Consider the following 19,694-nt stretch of genomic DNA (forward strand, 5'->3'; position numbering starts at 1 on the left):
CATTTTTCCCGCTCTATTATGAGATTTCTTTAAATTCACTGTAATCCCTGCAATATTTTCTACTCTCACCGAAAAAACATAAATTCAAATATAAAACTTTTAATTACAGATGATAACTAAAACTCGACATTTTATTTCTTGTCGATTATTATATAATAACGTAAAATGATTTTTGAATTTTGAGATCTGAGAAAATCGCATTCAATTTAACTTTATATAAATTAATTTAGTGAATAAGAATTCCGATATTTAGCTATCCAAAAGGAAATTGTTAAAGTAGGAGTAATTGTATGAAAATCACCGTAATTGGATTAGGAAAAGTGGGCATGGAGATCATCCGGCGACTCTGTGAAGAGGGACATGACATTCTGGTCATTGATAAGGATGAATCTAAATTGTCCAAGATATACGAAAACAATTTGGACGTCATCGCGATGAAAGGGAATGGTTCCAGCGCCCGGATACTGAAGTCTCCAGAGGTGGCTGGAAGTGACCTCCTGGTGGCGGTAACGAACAGCGACGAAATCAACATGATCGCCTGCATGATGGCTAAAAAAATGAACATACCAAGGACAGTCGCCCGGATCAGGGACCCGGACCACGCCCGCGACCTGATCGTCTCCAAAGAGGACATGGGTCTCGACCTGGTGGTAAACCCGGAATACGCCGCGGCCATGGAAATCAGCCGGCTCCTGACAGTAGCCCTGCCTGTTCACACCGAACTCTTTGCCGACGGTAAGATCCTGATGGCAGACGTCACGGTAGATGAAACTATGACAGCTTTTGTCAGCAGGAAAATAAAAGACGTGGAACTGCCCAGGGCTTGCCTGATCGTGGCCATTTCACGCCGTGGGGAAATGGTCATACCCGGCGGGAAAGACATCATTCTGTCCGGCGATACCATTTATTTGCTCGGTCATTCTGAAAGTGTAAACAAGTTTTGTATGAAGATTAAAAAGAAGAAGCAAAAAATGCAGGATGTGATCATTTTGGGAGGCGGCAGAATCTCTTACTACCTGGCGGAAAAACTCAACTCCCAGGGCATCCGGGTAAAAATTATCGAGCAAAACCTGGAGCGCTGCCGGGACTTGGCTGAGAGCCTGCCGGAAACGCTGGTCCTGCAGGGCGACGGTTCGGACATTGAAATCTTAAAACGTGAAGGTCTTAAAGAAACTGACGGATTCGTAGCGGTGACCGGTATAGACGAGGAAAACCTCCTGCTCGCCTTGTTGGCCAAACAGATGGGAGCCAAAAGGGTGGTAGCCAAGGTCAGCCGGCCGAGCTATACTTCTATGGTGGAAAGATTAGGGGTGGACGCCGCCATTAGCCCGCGATTGAACATGGTCAGTGAGATCCTGCGCTTCATCCGGGGCGGCCGTCTTCTCTCCCTGTTCCTTCTTCTGAATGGTCAAGCCGAAGTATTCGAAATAATCGTCCAGCCCGGCACCAAAATTGCCGGCAAAGCTTTGAAGAACTCGGGAATGCCCAAGGGAGTCATCATCGGGGCTATAATTCGCGGTGAGGATACTATAATTCCAGAGGGCAACGACGTAATTTTGGAAAATGATCGCCTGGTGGTATTCGCTCTCGGGCATATCATGCACATTATTGAGAACCTATTCAACCTGGGAGGATCTCCGCTTGAACAAAAACCTTATTATTAGAACCCTGGGGCTGGTACTAATATGTGAAGCCGGGGCCATGCTGCCGTCCTTCTTCCTTTCCCTGTACTACAAGGAACCGGACATGCTACCCTTTCTCTACAGCATTCTTCTACTGGCAGTACCGGGCTTTTTGTTAACGCTGATCCGCGTCAGGAATAAAGATGTCGGATACCGCGAGGGATTTGCCATAGCCACCATGACCTGGCTGGTTACCGCAGCCTGTGGCGGCATTCCTTTTCTCCTGTCCGGCACTTTAACCACTTTTTACGACGCCTTTTTCGAAACAATGTCCGGCTTTACTACCACCGGCGCCTCGGTGATCCCCAACGTGGAAATCCTGCCGCACGGGATCCTGTTCTGGCGGAGTTTCACCCATTTCCTGGGCGGCATGGGTACCATCGTGCTCATCCTGGCGCTCATCCCGTCTTTAAAGGTCGCCGCCATGCAGCTATATAAGGCTGAGGTGCCCGGCCCCACCAAGAGCAAGGTGCTGCCCCGCATTCTTCAGACCACCAGACAACTTTGGAAAGTCTACATGCTGATAACAGCAACGGAGGTAATCCTTCTCGTCCTGGCCGGAATGCCGCTGTTCGACTCCTTCATTCACACCTTCGGTTCGGTGGGCACAGGCGGCTTTTCCTGCAAAAACGCCAGTATAGGCGCTTACAACAGTCCGGCTATAGAATACATCGTGATTTTTTTCATGAGCATTTGCGGCATGAACTTCGCCCTGCACTACAGCATCATGCGCGGTAATTTTAAAGCTTTACTAAAGGACCCTGAGACTAAGCTCTACCTGGGCATTATTGCAGTCAGCACCGCGCTTATCGCCCTAAACGCTTTTAATACACTGGGCTATACTCCGAGTGAAGCGTTCCGCTCTTCCTTTTTTACTGTTTCCTCCATTATAACCACTACCGGCTATGTAACAGCGGACTTTGATCGCTGGCCTGATTTCAGCAAGATTATCTTGTTACTGTTAATGTTCGTCGGCGGCTGCGCCGGCTCAACCGGCGGCGCCATTAAGAACGTGCGCTTTCTTATACTCTTCAAGAGCGCCGCCCGGCAAATTTTGAAACTTCTGCACCCCCAGGCTGTCGTTCCGGTCCGGCTGGGACGTCAAGTGGTCCCCGATGAAGTTGTTGAAAACGTTCAGACCTTCTTCTTCCTATATATGCTCATTTTTGGCGTATCCACCTTATATATCACTACTCTGGGCTTCGATCTGGTCAGTGCCGCTTACGCCGTAGCGGCCACTCTGGGCAACGTCGGGCCAGGTCTGGGACTGGTCGGCCCCATGACCAACTACGCTATCCTGCCGGACTCCGGTAAACTTCTTCTCTCATTCTGCATGTTGGTTGGGCGATTGGAAATCTATACCGTCCTGGTGGTTTTCAGCACCCGTTTTTGGCGGTAGCATAAATTTACACAGCGTTCATCTTAAAACAAGAAAAAAAGTTGTTCTCCATACTGAAGAACAACGAAATAAACATTCTGGAGGTCATTCGGGAACAAGAACCAGGCAATGACGCTGGGATATATAAGTTGAATGATTTTCTTAAACTGATAAAAAAAAGTACTTAGCATACTAGAAGTGTGAATCCTTTTCTTAACAGCGATATCAAATAAAACCTTGACAAGATAGAAAAACAACAACACGTTCAAAAACGAAGTGCATATAAGAACAGGGCTAAAGGATATGGAATTTATTCCTTTGCCCGTCTCAAAGAGAACCACATGGGTATTTATATATACGGTTGTGCTGAATCCGGCGGACAACAGCAGCAGCCTTTTATCCTTGAGATAGATGAAAGCTAAAATCGACAGGGCGACAGCGGGAAACAAATATCTTTCATGCATCCTGGTGGAAAACATGAATACGCCAGCTATCTGGAGCAGCGCTGCCGCGCAAGCAAATGCCCGGCTGTTTCCTTTAATGTAAATAAACCATGAAAAAGCTGTGACTATGACAATAAAAATCATTCCCCAGTTATGATAGCTCAACAAAAACGCGGTAGTCCCGTCCTTTATATAGTTTTTCCCAATCAAGCTGAAGAAATTGAACGCGTTTACGGAGGCATAAGGATACTCCGCCATAGTATTTGAAAAGAGCTTGAAGATCCACAGCGCACCTTTGTTCAGAGTAAACGGCAGGATGATGATAACGGCCGTACTCAAGGCGAAGGCTGCCGCTGTCAGGAAGTTCTTAAAGCTCTTCCCCCTGATCAGCTCAAAGAAAAGCACCGGAAGAAATATAATACCTTGCGGCTTCATCAACACGGCGGCTGTAAACAAGGCGGAAGAAAGGCCGGTCTTTTTTTCCGAAAGCAGATAAAACGAGGATACAACAATTAAGGTGAAGAATGAATCCACCTGTCCCCAAAAGGTAGAATTGATAAAGATTGCCGGGTTAAAGATATAAAAGGCGGATACCAGGATGCTGATTTCCCGGGACAAGTATTTGACGGCCAGCTTGTATATAAGGTATGACGTGGCAATGTCAGCCAATATCGACGGCAGCCTCAAAGGCAGCGTATAATACGGACTCATTGCCTGCATGCCGGCAACCTTGCCGATCAAAAACAAAATATACATGTACAATGGCGGGTAGTCGCTCGACCTGGAACTCGAATAAACTTGAAAGAGATTGTTCGCGGCGGCGGTGGCCCAGTTTTTGAAAAGACTCATGTCAAAAGGATGTCCATCCGTCAATGTGGCGGCGGAAATTCGTAACAGCAACCCTGCGCAAAGCAAGGTAAATATCAATATTCTTTCATGGCCGGGGCGGATTTTCATCTTTTTGCATATAAGAAAATAATATGCCGCGATGAATAAAGCTAAAAATATTACTGAATATGTGACAATCTGCGGAGAGTACTTGATACCCGCGCTGGTAATTCCCCCCATTACGCGCCCATTGGGAGGCGCCGTACGCTGGGTCGAATTAAAATCCGGCTGCCCCCCGGGCAATTGGTTGGTTGACTCAGGCTGCCGGTTTCTTTCACCCTGGGGGGGATTGCGAGTTTCAGCGCCGTTTCTTTCACCCGGTATAAAATTACGGGTTTCAATGCGGCTTTGGGGCGAGGTGGTATTACCGCTGTAGTTTTTTACCGCGTAAAAGCATAATAACCCTGTTGACAGAACTATTAGCAGCAAGCTTATTTTCACTATATGCTTCTTTAAAAACGCCATCCGGCCGCTCATGATAATTCGCCCCTGGTTTTTTGGCTTTCCGCAAATACCCAAAGCCGGCTTCCGATAAAGTTAACAATGATGCCGGCCCCTGTGGCCGCCACCTTGCAGAACCAAAGATTCAGATGATTTACATCGTGCAATACGGCAAGCAGACTGGACGACACCAGTAAGGAAAACCCGTTCACGACGATAAAACTAGCGGCCTCCTGGAGATTAGCTTTCCTGGCAACCCGGAACGTCCACTTGCGATTGAAAAAGTAACTATTCACGACACCGGCTGAATAGGACAGCACCTGGGCAAGCAGATACGGAACCCCGGCGAGATTCAGAAGAAAAAAGGCGGTAAAATCCACAGCCGTGTTTCCCAACCCGACGGTGCAGAAACGCAGGAACTGGATAATCCTGTACTTATTAGAGAACACCACAAATCACCTCAATCTCAGGCTTTGCCTCTTCTACTTCTTGCTTATTCCGGAGAATATACAGCGGCCGGTTTTTCGTTTCGTCGTAAATTCTGCCGACATACTCTCCGAGGATGCCCAAAATGATCAAGACCACGCCGTCCAGCAGCAGCAGGCAGGCTACAAGCGGCGACCATCCGGCAACAACACCGATATTAAATAATCTTTGGGCTACTGAGACAACCAGATAAATAAAACTGGCGAACGAAATCACAAAACCAAGATATGTGGCCAACTTCAAAGGTTTATGGGAGAAAGACGTAATCCCGTCCAACGAAAAGCGAAGCATTTTCTTCAACGGATATTTTGTTTCTCCAGCAAATCGTTCTTCCCGGACATACTCAATGGCTGTTGAACGGAAGCCTACCCAGCTGACCAGACCGCGGACGAAGCGGTTTTTCTCCCGGACGCTGCGCATAGCATCGCAAACTTTCCGGTCGATCAGGCGGAAGTCGCCGGTATCAAGTGGGATGTTTACCTCGGTCAGCGCGCGCAGGGTGCGGTAGAACATGGCAGCAGTCCACTTTTTAAACAGCGTCTCCCCTTTCCTTTTCGAACGCTGCGCATAGACAACTTCATAGCCTTCTTTCCATTTATCAATCATTAGCGGGATCAGTTCGGGCGGATCCTGCAAATCGGCGTCGATAATCACGATGGCTTCCCCGCGGGCATAATCCATGCCCGCGGTTATCGCTATCTGATGCCCGAAATTGCGCGAGAAATCAAGCAGCTTCACACACCCGTCCGATTCGGCGAATCCTTCGATCAGTTCCGCCGTCCGGTCCCGGCTTCCATCATTAACAAATAACAATTCATAAGGTTCGCCGGTGGATTCCATCACCCGCGTCAGCCGGCGATAGGTTTCATTTATAACTGCCTCTTCGTTATAGACCGGAATGATAATGGTATGTCGAACGTTTTTCTTCATCACACCTCATCCTTTATTTTTAGATGTTAATTTCGTACAATGTCTCATTATTCCCCATTCCCATCGGACGACCACCTTGAGGACCATCTTGTGGACCATTCTGGGCAGCGTTTGACTGCCACTCTTCTTTGGGAACCTCCGTGCTGTTGGCACGGATCCAATCCATCACTTCGCTGCTGCCGCCTCTGCCGCCTGAACCGGACGAGGGTATCAGGAAATATTTCACCTTCTTATCTGCCACCATTTGTTCCAACTTCTCAATTGTTAGGATTGGGTCCGAACCGCTAAACCCACCCATGGCGACAACAGCTTTTCCGGTCTCAATAATATAAGATTCAGCCGTGGATGCTTCCGGAGTCATAAAAAGGTACGCTTCCCCCGTGTTATTCCTGGTTACATAATCGAGCAACTTGGTATTGATACTAGAGTTCATGCCGCCGCCACCCATGCCCTGCCTCTGACCGAATCCCTGTTTGCTTGGACCGGCTTGCGGCATCATGTAGTTGTCGCCATAAAGAAGCGGAGTAGCCGCCCAGTATAACGGCGCCACCAGCAATACCAGCATCCCGGCCACCGCGGCGATCGGCGCCAGCTTTTCTTTCTTCGCGGCGAGCAGCAATACCAGCGCCAGCCCGATTCCCGCGACTCCGATGCCGGTTAACCATCCCGCGCCGATTTGCTTTTGATAAGGCTGCAATATATATAGTTCAAAAGCCGTGGCAGCCAGCAGGCCCGCCGGCAAAAGCCACCTTTTCCAGCCCTCTTTGCCGCGGTACTGGTTCCAAAGCTCTACCCAGCCTGCTCCTGCCAGCGCCGCGATCGGGGGGGCGAGCATAATCAGGTAATAGTGATGGAAGAAACCCGCTACGCTGAAAAACGCCATTGCCGGGAGCAGCCAGGCCAGCCAGAATAAAGCCTCATTTTGTTTGGCAGTCAGCTTTCTTAAGCGCATGCCTGCCAGCAGTCCGGCGCAAGCAAACGCTACAAAAGGCAGCAGCCAACTGGCTTGCCCGGACAGTTCGGATTGGAACAAACGCAGCGGCCCGGCCTGACCGGTTCCGAACATACCACCGCCACCTTGTCCTGGCGGTCCACCCCCGCCAGGCATTTGGCCCGGTCCTCCATTACCCTCAGGGTCGAAGCCTCCCGGCATGTAGTTTCCGTCAGGCGGCACTTGCTGCTGGCCGGACATGTTATTCCCGCCCTGCTGCATCTGCTGTCCGTCGGACGTGCCGTTCCCGTCCCATTGCATCTGCTGCCCGCCAGGCATATTGTACCCGTCCTGAGGCATCTGCTGCCGCTCAGGCATATCATTCTCATCCTGCCGCATTTGCCGCCGCTCCTGTGTTATGTCCCCCTGCCTTGTTTGACCTTGATCCGGCGGCGCGCCGCCAGGACCCATGCCTCCCCGACCCATCCCTCTCAAGCGGGCTATCCCGTTATACCCGAAGGCAAGCTCCAATACGGAGTTTGTTTGGCTGCCGCCGACGTATGGCCGGTTATCCTCCGGAACCATATCAACGACCACCGCATAGGACACAGTAACTACAGACATGATTACTGTCGCCGCCGCAAGCACAGCCAGTTTCTTTTTCCATTCACATTTGAAAGCCAGCAGGTAAAACACGTAAAAAGCCGGAACAACCATGTAAGCCTGCAGCATCTTCATATTAAAGCCTACACCGATCATGGCAAAGGCGCCAAAAAGCCACGACAATTTCTGTTCACGAATTCCCCGGAACAACATCCAGGTGGCCAGGAGGAGTGTAAATACCAACAAGCTGTCAATATTGTTCGTCCGGCTCACCGCAACCGCGATTGGAGTACATGCCATTATTAAACTGGCTAATCGCGCGGCAGTTCTGCCATATGTTGGCTTAACCAGAAAATACATCAAAAATACGGAACCGATACCGGCCAAAGCTTGCGGGAGAATCACGCTCCACCCGTGAACCCCGAAAATATAGGCGAATAACGTCTGGACCCAAAAAGTGACCGGCGGTTTATCCACCGTAACGTACCCGCCAGGATCTAAAGAAGCGTAGAAAAAATTGTGCCAACTCTGCAGCATGCTGGTTACCGCCGCAGTATAATAGGCGTTGGCGTTCTGGTCATTCCAGATTTTATAAATATTTAAGAAAGCGGCTAGTAAAGCAGTGCCAATCAGGATAATATCTAAATGCTGAAATTTCCTCGTTTTTACTTTCATCTCCCCCTTTATCCGCAATGTTTGGCCGCAGCCTTAAGCAACCCGCCATAATGTCCCGGTTGTTTACTATTAAATAATACGCCTTTTGGCTGAATTCTCCCTTAACGGCAACTGAACGTTGATTGAGTATTAGCTGAATATCCACTGAACAAATCGCCGCTTATATATGCCCCAAAGTCACTTATCCAATAACCAGAAGGAGGCAATAGGGACGATGATTCCCTTTTGCCTCCCTCTATTGCCTCCCATTGCCAAAACATTTCTTATTTGCCTTCCGAACCAGTTAAATTTAAAAATTCTCCATTTAATTGTGTTCCTCTTCATTACACTCTACCGTTGGTCTTATCTATTATTTTGAAGCCAAATCCCCATACTGTATCAATTTTTAGAGCTGAACCTGCATTAGAGAGCTTTTTCCGTATTCTTTTGATCATATCGTCTGTCGCGCGGGTTTCCACTAAGTTTTCAAATCCCCATACTTTGTCTAGAAGTTCATTGCGGCTGACAGCTCTGTTTCTATTAATAACTAGATAATAAAGCAATGAAAATTCCATTCCTGTAAGTCCGATGTTTTTATTATCAAACTCAGCCGTTTTGGTATCGGAATTTATAGAAATATCCAATATCTTTATAATATGATTATTTTCAACGTTGCTTTTGTCAAATTCAATTCTTCTAAAAATACTTTTCACCCTGGCGATAAGTTCCATGGGGCTAAACGGTTTTGTAAGATAGTCGTCACTACCAATATTAAGCCCGGCTATCTTATCAGATTCGGTATCTTTAGCAGACACAATGATAATAGGCACATTGCTTTTTTGGCGGAGCAGCGAACAAATAGTATAACCGTCCATCTCCGGCATCATGATATCTATTATGAGCATATCCGCTGGTCTGATACTAAAAGCCTCATAAACAGAGCGTCCATCATAAAAAGCTTCAACCTCATACCCCTCTTTAACGAGAAATGACTTTATAATATTGCAAATATTTATCTCATCATCAGCTATATATATTAACTTCTTATCCATAAAGCTCACTCCTGATTTATTTTATTAACATTGTTGCCTCAATTTTGCCACAGTTTTGTGGATATTTATTTATTAAATTTATATAAAATGAAAAGTTAAGAAGAAAACGGTGAAGATGGATATTTAACATCACATCCCACCTCTTGCCACAGGTTTGCCACAGTATTGAAAGGAGGGTAGCAGAAATTATTAATCACACTTTTAAGGAGGTAAATATAAATGAATGGAATTCAAAGTATCAGCTCCACTAATTTTATGATGAACATGAAAAGCATTAATAACAAGAATGAGAAAGATCCTTTTTTAACCGATGCGGCAAAGGTTATAGGTATCTCATACGACGATCTAAAAACTTTACTAGAATCAGGCGAGGACTTACAAACGATAATTGAAGAAAAAGGTCTGTCCCTGGAAGATTTCCAAAAACAGATGTATACACTTTTCAATAGTCATCAAAATGCCAACGTCGATCAAGTTGGGAATATTGTTAATGAAACCGCCTAATTAAAACAACTGCATAACGCCACGCTGGCGCCAGCCAGTAAGGCTCAGATTGGGTAATCCAATCTGAGCCTTTACAATTTTGGGGTAAATCAAATTATTTCTGATAATTAGCATCGGAAGGCGGCATCTGTAAAGACCCATCCGAAGGCCCGTTTCCGCCCATTCCAGGCTCTGTGCCCAGCTTACTCAGATCTATATCCTCCAATCTAGTCAACACGCTTTGGGCTTGTTCCGCTGTTAATTTCCCCTGAGACACCTGATTATCCAACTCAGTTTTTCTATTAGCCAACCATTGCTCCTTAAGTTGATCAAGAGTTATTCCCTTGTCGCTGGCAATCTGCTCCAGGGTAGTCCCGGCTTTCAACTCACTTCGAAGTTCATCGGTTGTAATGCCAAGAATCTGGGCAACGTCCTCCATCGGACCGCCTTGTTGGCCGCCGCCCAGTTGGCCTGAGCCCTGTTTAACAACCGGTGCACCCGTACTTTTTAATATCACTGTGTTGTTTTCAAAGCTCACATCCATTTTCAAAGCCTCCGCCACAGCTCTAACCGGCAGATAAGATGTACCGTCAATCACTATGGCCTCTTTTGCTAAAGTACTGTTGTTAAGAACCACCGGATATGTTCCCTCCACTACTTTCCCGACCAAACTATCCTGCACATCTGCCGCCGCCAAAGCGGCAACACTAATTAATACTAAAAAAACAATTGTAGCTACAGATAACTTTCTCATATTCCTCCTCCTTCACTCATAATTAGTTACTTCACATCCGGAAGATTAAAAAACTGAAACGACTGATTATTTCCTGCTAATCTCTTTCACCTCCTCGGTATTTTATATGCTTTCACAATAATACATCTTTTGGCTGAATTTTCCCTTAAAGGCAACTGAACAATTATTGAGTATTAGCTGAACAAACGCTGAAGAAAAACAAATTTAAAAAGAGATCCCGTGTCACTGTCAAAGTGGTGCGGGATCTCTTCTTTTTAAATTACTCTCGGTATATTTATGGAAGTACTTTTCTGTTCACTCTGCTTGCCAAAGCGAATTATACGGGTAGCCGGATGCGAAACAAACACCCTTCTCCCTCTTTACTTTCAACATCAATGGTTCCTCCATGAGCGTTAACAATGGATTTGGTAATCGCCAGGCCTAAACCGGCGCCGCCATATTTGCGCGTACGGGAGGAATCGCTGCGATAAAAACGATCAAACACGTGGGGGAGATGACTTTCACTGATTCCCGGCCCGTTATCTTCAAAGGACAGAAGCGCTCCTTCACTTTGCCCGGATAGCGAAATCCGGATATGACCTTTTTCCGGGTCCGTATGCTGCACCGCGTTATGAAACAGATTTAAAATAACCTGCTTCATTTTATCTACATCATATTTGCATTTCATATTTGGTTCGATCAATAAGTCAAGCTTTCTGCCACCCGCCAGGATACGCAATTGCGGCTCCATCTCTTTGACAACGTTATCTAAAAAACCTTCCTTAAGCTCGATGTGGGGCGCGCGGTCAAGCTTAGTCAACAGGAGAAGATCATGCACCAATTTAGTGAGGCGTTCCGATTCGCTATGCATGCTTTTTAACGATTTGTGCAATTGATCAGGCTGATTTGCCGCGCCGCGGAGCAGCACCTCTAAAAAACCGTGAATAGAGGTTAACGGCGTGCGCAGTTCATGAGAGGCGTCCGCTATAAAACGGCGCATCTGTTCTTTAGTTTCTCTTTCCGCTTCAAAGGAGGCCTCCAGCCGCTCCAACATGCCGTTGAAGGATTCCGCCAAGCGGTCAATTTCCATCTGTCCTTGCCGGGTCGGGAAACGCCTGGCTAAATTCCCGGCATCGATTTGCTCCGCCGTATCCACCATGTTAAATAAAGGCACCAATGTCTTTTTAAGTATCGGTAAAAAGCCAAGCAGTCCGAACAACATCGCAACTAGAGAAAGGAACAAAAAAGTGAGCAGTTGGCGAATAAGCAACTCCTTGAGCGGGTTGGTCAAAGTACTTACTTGAACGACGCCAAGCATTTGCCCACGATCAAAAACCGGTTGAAGCACCAATAATTGTTCCGCCCCCCCGGCATCATTAACTATTTTGTAGTTCTGACCCGGTTTTTTCTTCAACACGTCCATATACTCTTGTTGTTCCAATCTTGGGGGACTTATGCCGTCGGGCCCGTTGAACAAAACGGAATAGTTGCCCTGCAGATCAATGAAGGCCAAATTCGCGTCAGGAATAAAGAAACGCGGCGGACGTAACATCCCATACTCCGGGCCCAAGCCGAAACGCTGCCCTATCTCGGGGGCGAGCGTCATTATCTGGCTCTGCATGCTGGAAGCCTTATTTCTGTAAATAACATCCCGCATAAAAACATATTGAAACAGGCCTATAAGCGCAAGTAAAACAGCGAGGATTAGCAGCGACCGGGATAAAAGTTGGACCCGGAGCGAGTTGGGAGCGAAAAAAGCTTTGATTTGCGCACTTAGCTTTTGACTCATGATAAATCAACCCGGTATCCTGAGCCGCGCAGGGTTTTTATCAATTGATGGTCTTTGTCGTTTAATTTATCCCGCAAAGAACGAATATACACTTCAACAATATTTTCCTCCCCGCCAAAATCATAGCCCCATACTTTTTCCAAAATCATCGTTTTACTAATAACCAACCCATGATTAAGAACTAAAAATTTGAGGAGCTTATATTCGGTGGGCGATAACTCCAAAACCCGGTCTTCGAGCTTGATCTCTTTGCGGCGGTCATCAATATGAAACGGCCCGATCACGACTTCCCCAAACAAGTTTGGAAACTGATTGCGGATCCTGGCATAGATTCTGGCAAGCAGTTCCTCAAAACTAAAAGGTTTTACCATGTAATCATCGGCTCCCAGGGTAAGACCCTTTACCCGGTCATCCACTTCATCCTTGGCCGTCAGCATGATCACAGCCACATTTTCCGTTTTTTTAAGCATCCGGCAGACTTCAAAACCGTCCATTCCCGGCATCATCACATCAAGTATGACAACATGCGGCTGGAATTGCTTCATCAGGTTAATGGCCGTCATACCTTCCTGGGCGGTTCGCACCTCAAATCCCTCATTTTGCAGACCAAGCTCCAGAAATTGTAGAATATTCGGCTCATCATCCACTAATAATATCTTAATTCCTTTTAATTGTTGCATTTCTGACCCACCACCTTTATATCAGGGACATTTCATCGGGAACATTCCTCTGACAGGAGGTGTGTCCCCATTCCTTGTTAGGTGTGTCCCCACTCCTTGTCGGGAGGTGCGTCCCTGTTTCTTTTATTATCCAGGCTATAACTGAAACCATACTGAAGAAAAACTGAAAATCTGTTGAATATCAACGAAGCCAGCTTGTTTACTGATGAGCGCGTAAAAAATCTAAAGGGTTATCACCCCGATAGCGATAACCCTTTATTAATCAGTAATATGGCGGCGAAGGCTCTATTGCTTCAGCTTATCGGTTTCTTTCGGCGCCTTAATAGTTTGTCCTATACTGAGGATACTGTCTACATCAATTTTATTATAACGGGCCAGTTCAGACGCGTAACTTTCCGTGCCATAATAATAAATTGCAATCTTTTCAAAACAGTCACCTTCTTGAACTTTATAATAAATAATATCATCAGCAGGCGTTTGTTGATTTACCGGTTGCTGATTTTCCTGCTGCTGGTTTACCGGTTCTTTGACTTGTTCTTTGAATGTTACAAATCCCTCATCCTCATTTAATTGCCCGGCTTGAGTCGGTGATTCAGACGTCTCACACATATAGATCCTAACAATACCGGCAATGATTATCAATAGAACTGTAACTATTAAGCCTAATATTAAATATTTCTTTTGCATGAGAACCGGCCTGGTTTCCTGGAAATCCATCCCCTCTATATCCTTAACGGCCTTACCGATAATCTCACTATCGTCCATTCTTTTCAACCACGGTGCCTCCCTTAACAAGCTATCTATAAATAATTATCGTCAAAAAAGGCAATACGTTTAACTGCATTATTTCATAATCTACTTAACCTGCGATACCTTTTAATTCAACATAATATGAGCATATTCCTTGACAAATATTTCGAATAATAACGCCAAGATGGCGGTCAAAGACAACTGTTTATCGTCTTTGGCGACCTTTGGGCATGCAACGCGGCTCATATTCGCCCCTTATAATTGTTCAAACTCATTCACGAAAAGCATAATTTTTTAAGCAATAAAAAAGACCCTCAGTTCTGTTTGAATTGAGGTCTTTATATCCTTCTCAACTTTGATTAGTCCAGTCGATGAACGCATAAAATAGGAGCCCGGAGGCCTTTAGGCTAGTTATTTGTGAGAGGGCTTTCAATTAGTGTTGCAAAAATAAACTTATATCAGGATTCCTCCAAATTTTTATAGTACTTTACTATATGGTAAATAATACTATTTTGTTACATCATATAAATACTATTTGTTTACTTCCGGACAACCAACTTGTAAACGTTACGTCGGCCAGTTCCAGGGATTTCCCGGACGCTTTGCTGTAATTCAATTAGTAACCCAGTCCCCTCACAACCTCGTGATCAAGAATTCTTTTGCGCTCTTTCCAGTCCGGCATATGCACAGTCAAAAAGCCATAAAAATCCTGATCATGCTTGGGATGAAGAAAGTGCGCCAGCTCATGCAAAACAACATAATCAACACAAGGTGGCGGAGCTTTGTATAAATAATAATTAAGATTGATTTTTCCATGCCTTCTGGAGCAACTGCCCCAAATGGTTTTCATTCTTCTGACCTGAAGCGCCGGTTTATCGATGCCATGCTTGGCAATAATGGGATACAGTCTGTCGATAGCCGCTAAAAAATAGGCTTTGCTCTGTTTTCGCCACCAGCGCCCAAATTGCTTTTGTAAAGCTTTATTATCCCCGGTGGCGGGAGACTGAATATAAACATAGTCTCCCTCTTGTTTTATTTTATGTATATTTGCTTCACCGACCATGATTCTGATTTGCCTGCCCAGAATACGTGTGGTTGTGCCGCTGCGTATTTCTGTTTCAAGTTCATCCGCTGCCGTCGCTTTAAAATAATTCAAAGACTTTTCGATCCAGGCAGTTTTGCTTTTGAGGAAATCATTCAGATATTTGTCCGGCACGCCAAGCGGCGCCGATAACTTCACGACACCGTCAGGGAACACCTTCAGCCGGATTCTTTTTACGCTTTTACGTTCAATAAATACTTCAACATCGCCCAACGGTTTTGTAAAACATAGTTTTTTCACGCTCATAGCCTAATACCTTCTCACCGCCGTTGTCATAAGTCCTTCCAATATAAGGTCAATTTTCTCGACCGGCAGTTCTATTCCGTGTTCTTCGATAAAATCCCAGATAAGATCGTCAAGCACTTGCGTCATATCTTTTTGCACCGCCGTATTAAACCGCCAGTCAACTTTAGCCCGGTTGGCTATGGACTTTTTCACCTCAATAGCCAGATATCCCATCGCTTCATCTATTTCCGGCGAAATATCCTTTATTTCCGCGGCGATGATATTTTGAATCGATCCGTAAAAAGCTTTCGCGTCACTGTCATTGTCTATACAGGCCGGATAATGATGGCTGGTATAACCTTTCTTAAAATCATCCGCGATTTTCTCCATTTTAAAGAGATAAGAATCATCATTTCTCGACGCCCTGTATTCTTCAAGGGTTTCTTTCAACTGTTCGGAAAACTTCTTGTGCAGCAACGGGTCGTCATAACGGCAGGTTTCCAGTTCCCTGTCCATACGCGTGCGAATGGCGTCACCTTTGGCAGCTTTGCTGTCCAGTTTTTCAAGCTGCTCTTTCATCCCCACGGGATCGTGGATAGAAACCGGCTCGACAATTATTTGACTCGGTTCTGAAAGCACAAAGTTATTCAGCAGGCTGCGAATGCCGTCTTCATACCTGCTAAAATCCACTTTTTCATTGTAACGGAGCAAAATCGCCCCGCGCAGCTTTTGAAATTGAAGCAAATCCTGCTTGTATTTTTGCATTTGTTCATATCCGACGGCGCTATATAAAGCATAGCTCCCCACAGCCAAGTCCAATAACCGGGAAAATATTGAAAGACGCTCATAAAAAAGCTTTCTATAATTAACATCCTCCAATACGCTTTGCCAGCCCTCGGAACTGTTTCGATCAAAGTCCTTCCCCTCGAATACCGCCCACAATTCCTGATGGGACTTTTCCAATCTGAGCTTCTGATCACCGGCGCCAAGAATAACATTCTCTATATCGGCTTGATCATATCCGTCCATGCCCGATTTTTCGTCTGAATACATATCCATGGCAGTATTCAGCCTGCTAAAAATACCCCAGTAATCCACGATAAGCCCGAAATCTTTGCCGGGGCACACGCGATTGACCCGGGCGATGGCCTGCAGCAATGAATGTTCTTTCATGGGTTTGTCCACATAAAGCACGGCGGCGACCGGCGCGTCAAAGCCGGTCAGCAGCATGTCCTTGACGATCAACATATCCACATCTTCGCCGCCAATGAAGCTGTTTTGGACCCAGTCCTCATATTCCTCGTGGTTGCAGCCGTGGAGCGGCTCCACCTCTTCTTTGAAAAAGTCTTTTATTTTCTTCCTGTTTTCGCCGGTAAGCTCCTCACCTTCATTAATATTTTCCGGCGATATCACCACCGCTGTTTTCACCCCGCCAAGCTTCTTGATTGATTTATGCAGGTCAATGGCAGCCGGGCGTGACGAGGCCGCGACCATGGCCTTTAACCCCTTTGGCTTGGCGTAGCTGGTAAAGTGCTCGTGTATATCGAAAGCCACCATGTCGATCCGCTGGCGAGTCTGCGCCAGGGGTAAAAAGCGGCTCCACTTGCGCTTCATGTCTTCTTGCCGCTCAGGGTTTAACGGCGCAATGATGTATTTTAGGTAATCGTCTATCTTTTCACCGGCCACATCCTGGGGAATGATCCTGCCCTCATAGACGAGAGGAACAATGACACCGTCTTCCACCGCCCGGTTAATCGGGTAGCTGTCTATAAGCGGCCCGAATCTTTTATAGGTGTTGAACTTGTCTTTCTTGAGCAGGGGCGTGCCGGTAAATCCGATCTTGATCGCGTTGGGCAGCACGTCAATCATCAAGTTGTGCAGTTGGCCGTACTGGCTGCGGTGGCTCTCGTCCACCAGCAAGAAAATATTGCCGTCTTTAATCTTAATTCTGCTTTTGGCCGCCTTGTCAAATTTATGAACCAGAGTGGTAATGATAGTTACGCTTTTGTCATTTAGCAGATCTATCAGGCCTTTGCCTGTTTTAGCCCGGATGGGGTTAAGCTGAGTTTTGGCAAAATTATCTCTAAGCTGTTTGTCCAGATTGATCCGGTCATTGACCAGTACAAAACGGGGGTTTTTAAAGTCCGGATCAGCCAGGATTTTTTTAACCAGCATGACCATGGTCAAAGACTTGCCGCTGCCCTGCGTATGCCAGATCACACCGCTTTTGGTGTTCTTGTCGTCTTCACCTTTGATCCGTTTCATAGCCGCCTGGATGCCGAAAAACTGCTGGTAGCGGCCTATCTTCTTCACATTGTTATCATAAAGGGCAAAAAAACGAATTAATTCCAGCAACCTCTCCCGGCAGAGCAAGGAAACAATGGTTCTATCCTGTTCGTTAACCAATCCGTCCGGGCTGACGTTGCGGCATTTTTCCTGCTGCCACTGATAGTCTCTTTCCCGCCATACGCTAAAATACTCGGAAAGCGTGCCGCAGGTGCCGTATTTGACAATATTGGGATTCATGGCCATGACGATTTGGGAAAATTTGAACAATTGGGGGATGTAGCCGGGCTGCCAATTGCGTACGTTCTGCGCGACACCCTGCTCAACATCCACGCTGGATTTCTTGCACTCGATTACCACCAGGGGAATGCCGTTGATGTGCAGCACGATATCCGGCCGCGCATATTTGCCGTTCGGCCGTTCCACCGAGAATTCGTCAGTCACGTGCCAGATATTGTTTGCCGGCTGCTCCCAGTCGATAAACTTCAAGTCGAAGGACTGGCGTCCTCCGTCGAACAACTCTTCCTCATAGCTGTTGCCGGAGACAAGCAGGTCGTAGATCGTCCTGCTCGCCGACATCAGGCCGGAAACCAGCGGCGCGTCGATGTCATTAATCGCCTTGCCGATCGACCGGCCGGAAAAAGGCGTCCGCTTGCCCCTGTACACAAAAGACTGCCGTTGCAGGAACTCGCGCAAAACTTCCGGGAACAGCACATTGGAAAGCCGCCCTCGCAAGATTTCCGCCTGAGAACGCGGTATGTACTGATAGCCTAATTTCTCTAAGACCTTTATCGCCCGGTTCTGACTCTCCGGGCGTTCATCGAATATTGTGCGGTCAAACATCAAGAAGAAACCTCCTGCGTATTGACTCTAACCATACCAGTCAGCAATAGCTGCATAAGAGCTTTTTTCTGCTTTTTCAGTTCCTCCAGTTGCTTTTCATGCAGATCAATTTCACGGTCGGCAGTGGATAGGACTTCAGCTATGGCGGTTTGCTCCTCTGTTGATGGGTATATTATCTTTAATTTCTTAATTTCATTTCCGCTGATAGCATCAAATGTACTACCTTGCGATACTTTTAACCATTTATCTTCTATACTTAATAAATACTGATACATATATCGCTGACAATGTTTGGGACGAATAGCGCTGACACCTCTACCAATGCATGCTTTTTGATTTGCTATAGCAACCGCTCCCACTGGTGCTCTGATAGTTAAAATAATATCACCAGCATAACAAGTTTTAGTTATTTGCGTAGTCCATAATCGAGGTTTAGTAACCCCTTTTTGGCAGTCCGCATTTCCTTGAATTAAAGGAATCCCAACTCTATCCTTATTATAGGCCTTTGAATCAGGAGATTGCCCAATAACGACATTGCAAACATCCCCCAATTTAACCTTTTGTAACTCATCAGTAAAACCAGGTAGACGTTTTTTACCTGTGAGCAGGTTTTGCATCAGCCACTTTTTTTGCTGTTTTTTTTCTCCTATAAGCTTCTCTTTCAATTCTATAGACTTGTCCCATGTAGAGAGAATTTCGGCAATCTTCTTTTGCTCCGGCAAGGGAGGGTGAATAGCAAAAAGTCTTTGAAAAGAACTTTTGCTCATCACTCTATTTCTTCCTGCCCCTCCTGGGGATATATCAGATAACATCTTTTTGAAACGAGGCTGTATTACATAATATTTATAAAAAAATGGACAAGCTTTATCATTAAATACATATGTCGGAAACCTATGTGACACTAATTTGCCCTCATCTTCTTGATTTGCCAGCGCTATTGCATGTTCCCATGCAAATGTGATATTAACAATTAAATCATTTTCGGCAACTGAAAACAGTTCTTCCATAGCGATAGAATCAGGATCATCAACAAATTCATGAAAAGTCCCTTTAGCATGACTCCTAAGACCAAGACGCCAATATCCTACTTCTGGTTTAGCTACTTTTCTCTCTATTTGGTCAAGAATATATTTGAGTTGTATTACATCCCACTCATTCGGCACTATACCCACCTTGGTCTTTTTATACCCCGTAGGAACTACATCTTTTTGTATCTGCTCAATACGCTTTTTTATCTCTGGTTTCAATATTTGCACCTACACTTACTTAGGAAAAATTCTACTAAATAATCAGGATATCTAGGACTACTTATACA

The 19,694-nt window shown here is 45.9% G+C and carries 15 protein-coding genes; 3 read left to right on the forward strand and 12 right to left on the reverse strand.

Going from position 1 to position 19,694, the window contains the following annotated elements; all coding sequences use genetic code 11:
• Positions 1–290: 290 nt before the first annotated feature.
• Together trkA and L7E55_RS02145 are read left to right on the forward strand one after the other, a co-directional pair.
• Positions 291–1,664 (forward strand): Trk system potassium transporter TrkA, encoded by a 1,374-nt coding sequence (gene trkA / locus L7E55_RS02140; RefSeq protein WP_277442341.1) that lies wholly within the window; start codon positions 291–293, stop codon positions 1,662–1,664.
• The gene (locus tag L7E55_RS02145) at positions 1,642–3,081 is read left to right on the forward strand and encodes a TrkH family potassium uptake protein (protein ID WP_277442342.1); all 1,440 of its coding nucleotides are present in this window, start codon (positions 1,642–1,644) and stop codon (positions 3,079–3,081) included. Before trkA ends, L7E55_RS02145 begins: the two co-directional genes overlap by 23 nt.
• 23 nt (positions 3,082–3,104) lie before the next feature.
• Here the strand turns inward: L7E55_RS02145 and L7E55_RS02150 are convergent, their stop codons facing one another.
• The 5 genes from L7E55_RS02150 to L7E55_RS02170 all read right to left on the reverse strand — a co-directional run bounded on the left by L7E55_RS02150 (position 3,105) and on the right by L7E55_RS02170 (position 9,488).
• Entirely contained in the window at positions 3,105–4,868 is a 1,764-nt protein-coding gene (locus L7E55_RS02150) for a glycosyltransferase 87 family protein (RefSeq protein WP_277442343.1), read from the reverse strand.
• Positions 4,865–5,281 (reverse strand): GtrA family protein, encoded by a 417-nt coding sequence (locus L7E55_RS02155; RefSeq protein ID WP_277442344.1) that lies wholly within the window; start codon positions 5,279–5,281, stop codon positions 4,865–4,867. Before L7E55_RS02155 ends, L7E55_RS02150 begins: the two co-directional genes overlap by 4 nt.
• On the reverse strand, positions 5,271–6,248 hold the full coding sequence (locus L7E55_RS02160) for a glycosyltransferase family 2 protein (RefSeq protein WP_277442345.1): 978 nt from the start codon (positions 6,246–6,248) through the stop codon (positions 5,271–5,273). The genes L7E55_RS02155 and L7E55_RS02160 overlap by 11 nt, the downstream gene beginning before the upstream one ends.
• A 19-nt stretch (positions 6,249–6,267) precedes the next feature.
• Positions 6,268–8,457, reverse strand: coding sequence for an ArnT family glycosyltransferase (locus L7E55_RS02165; RefSeq protein WP_277442346.1), 2,190 nt, complete (start codon positions 8,455–8,457; stop codon positions 6,268–6,270).
• Between the two features lie 323 nt (positions 8,458–8,780).
• Positions 8,781–9,488, reverse strand: a complete 708-nt coding sequence (locus L7E55_RS02170; protein ID WP_277442347.1) for a response regulator transcription factor — start codon at positions 9,486–9,488, stop codon at positions 8,781–8,783.
• 219 nt (positions 9,489–9,707) lie between these two features.
• Between L7E55_RS02170 and L7E55_RS02175 the strand changes: the two genes are divergently transcribed.
• A complete protein-coding gene (locus tag L7E55_RS02175) occupies positions 9,708–9,992 on the forward strand; it encodes a hypothetical protein (protein ID WP_277442348.1) in 285 nt (94 codons plus the stop codon).
• Positions 9,993–10,086: 94 nt separating this feature from the next.
• Here the strand turns inward: L7E55_RS02175 and L7E55_RS02180 are convergent, their stop codons facing one another.
• From L7E55_RS02180 to L7E55_RS02210, 7 genes are all read right to left on the reverse strand, one after another.
• Complete coding sequence (locus tag L7E55_RS02180) at positions 10,087–10,725, reverse strand: hypothetical protein (RefSeq protein ID WP_277442349.1); 639 nt, start codon at positions 10,723–10,725, stop codon at positions 10,087–10,089.
• 316 nt (positions 10,726–11,041) lie between these two features.
• The gene (locus L7E55_RS02185; RefSeq protein ID WP_277442350.1) at positions 11,042–12,493 is read right to left on the reverse strand and encodes a sensor histidine kinase; all 1,452 of its coding nucleotides are present in this window, start codon (positions 12,491–12,493) and stop codon (positions 11,042–11,044) included.
• Positions 12,490–13,173 (reverse strand): response regulator transcription factor, encoded by a 684-nt coding sequence (locus tag L7E55_RS02190; RefSeq protein WP_277442351.1) that lies wholly within the window; start codon positions 13,171–13,173, stop codon positions 12,490–12,492. Before L7E55_RS02190 ends, L7E55_RS02185 begins: the two co-directional genes overlap by 4 nt.
• Positions 13,174–13,458: 285 nt before the next feature.
• Positions 13,459–13,947 carry a LysM peptidoglycan-binding domain-containing protein gene (locus tag L7E55_RS02195; protein WP_420851991.1) on the reverse strand — a complete coding sequence of 163 codons (489 nt, stop codon included), beginning with the start codon at positions 13,945–13,947 and terminating at the stop codon, positions 13,459–13,461.
• Between the two features lie 592 nt (positions 13,948–14,539).
• On the reverse strand, positions 14,540–15,271 hold the full coding sequence (locus L7E55_RS02200) for a M48 family metallopeptidase (protein ID WP_277442353.1): 732 nt from the start codon (positions 15,269–15,271) through the stop codon (positions 14,540–14,542).
• Between the two features lie 3 nt (positions 15,272–15,274).
• A complete protein-coding gene (locus tag L7E55_RS02205) occupies positions 15,275–18,379 on the reverse strand; it encodes a type I restriction endonuclease subunit R (RefSeq protein WP_277442354.1) in 3,105 nt (1,034 codons plus the stop codon).
• Positions 18,379–19,626: a restriction endonuclease subunit S gene (locus L7E55_RS02210; RefSeq protein ID WP_277442355.1), complete on the reverse strand. Its 1,248-nt coding sequence runs from the start codon at positions 19,624–19,626 to the stop codon at positions 18,379–18,381. The genes L7E55_RS02205 and L7E55_RS02210 overlap by 1 nt, the downstream gene beginning before the upstream one ends.
• Between the last annotated feature and the right edge of the window lie 68 nt (positions 19,627–19,694).

The sequence above is a fragment of the Pelotomaculum isophthalicicum JI genome (assembly GCF_029478095.1).
GTDB lineage: Bacteria > Bacillota > Desulfotomaculia > Desulfotomaculales > Pelotomaculaceae > Pelotomaculum_D > Pelotomaculum_D isophthalicicum.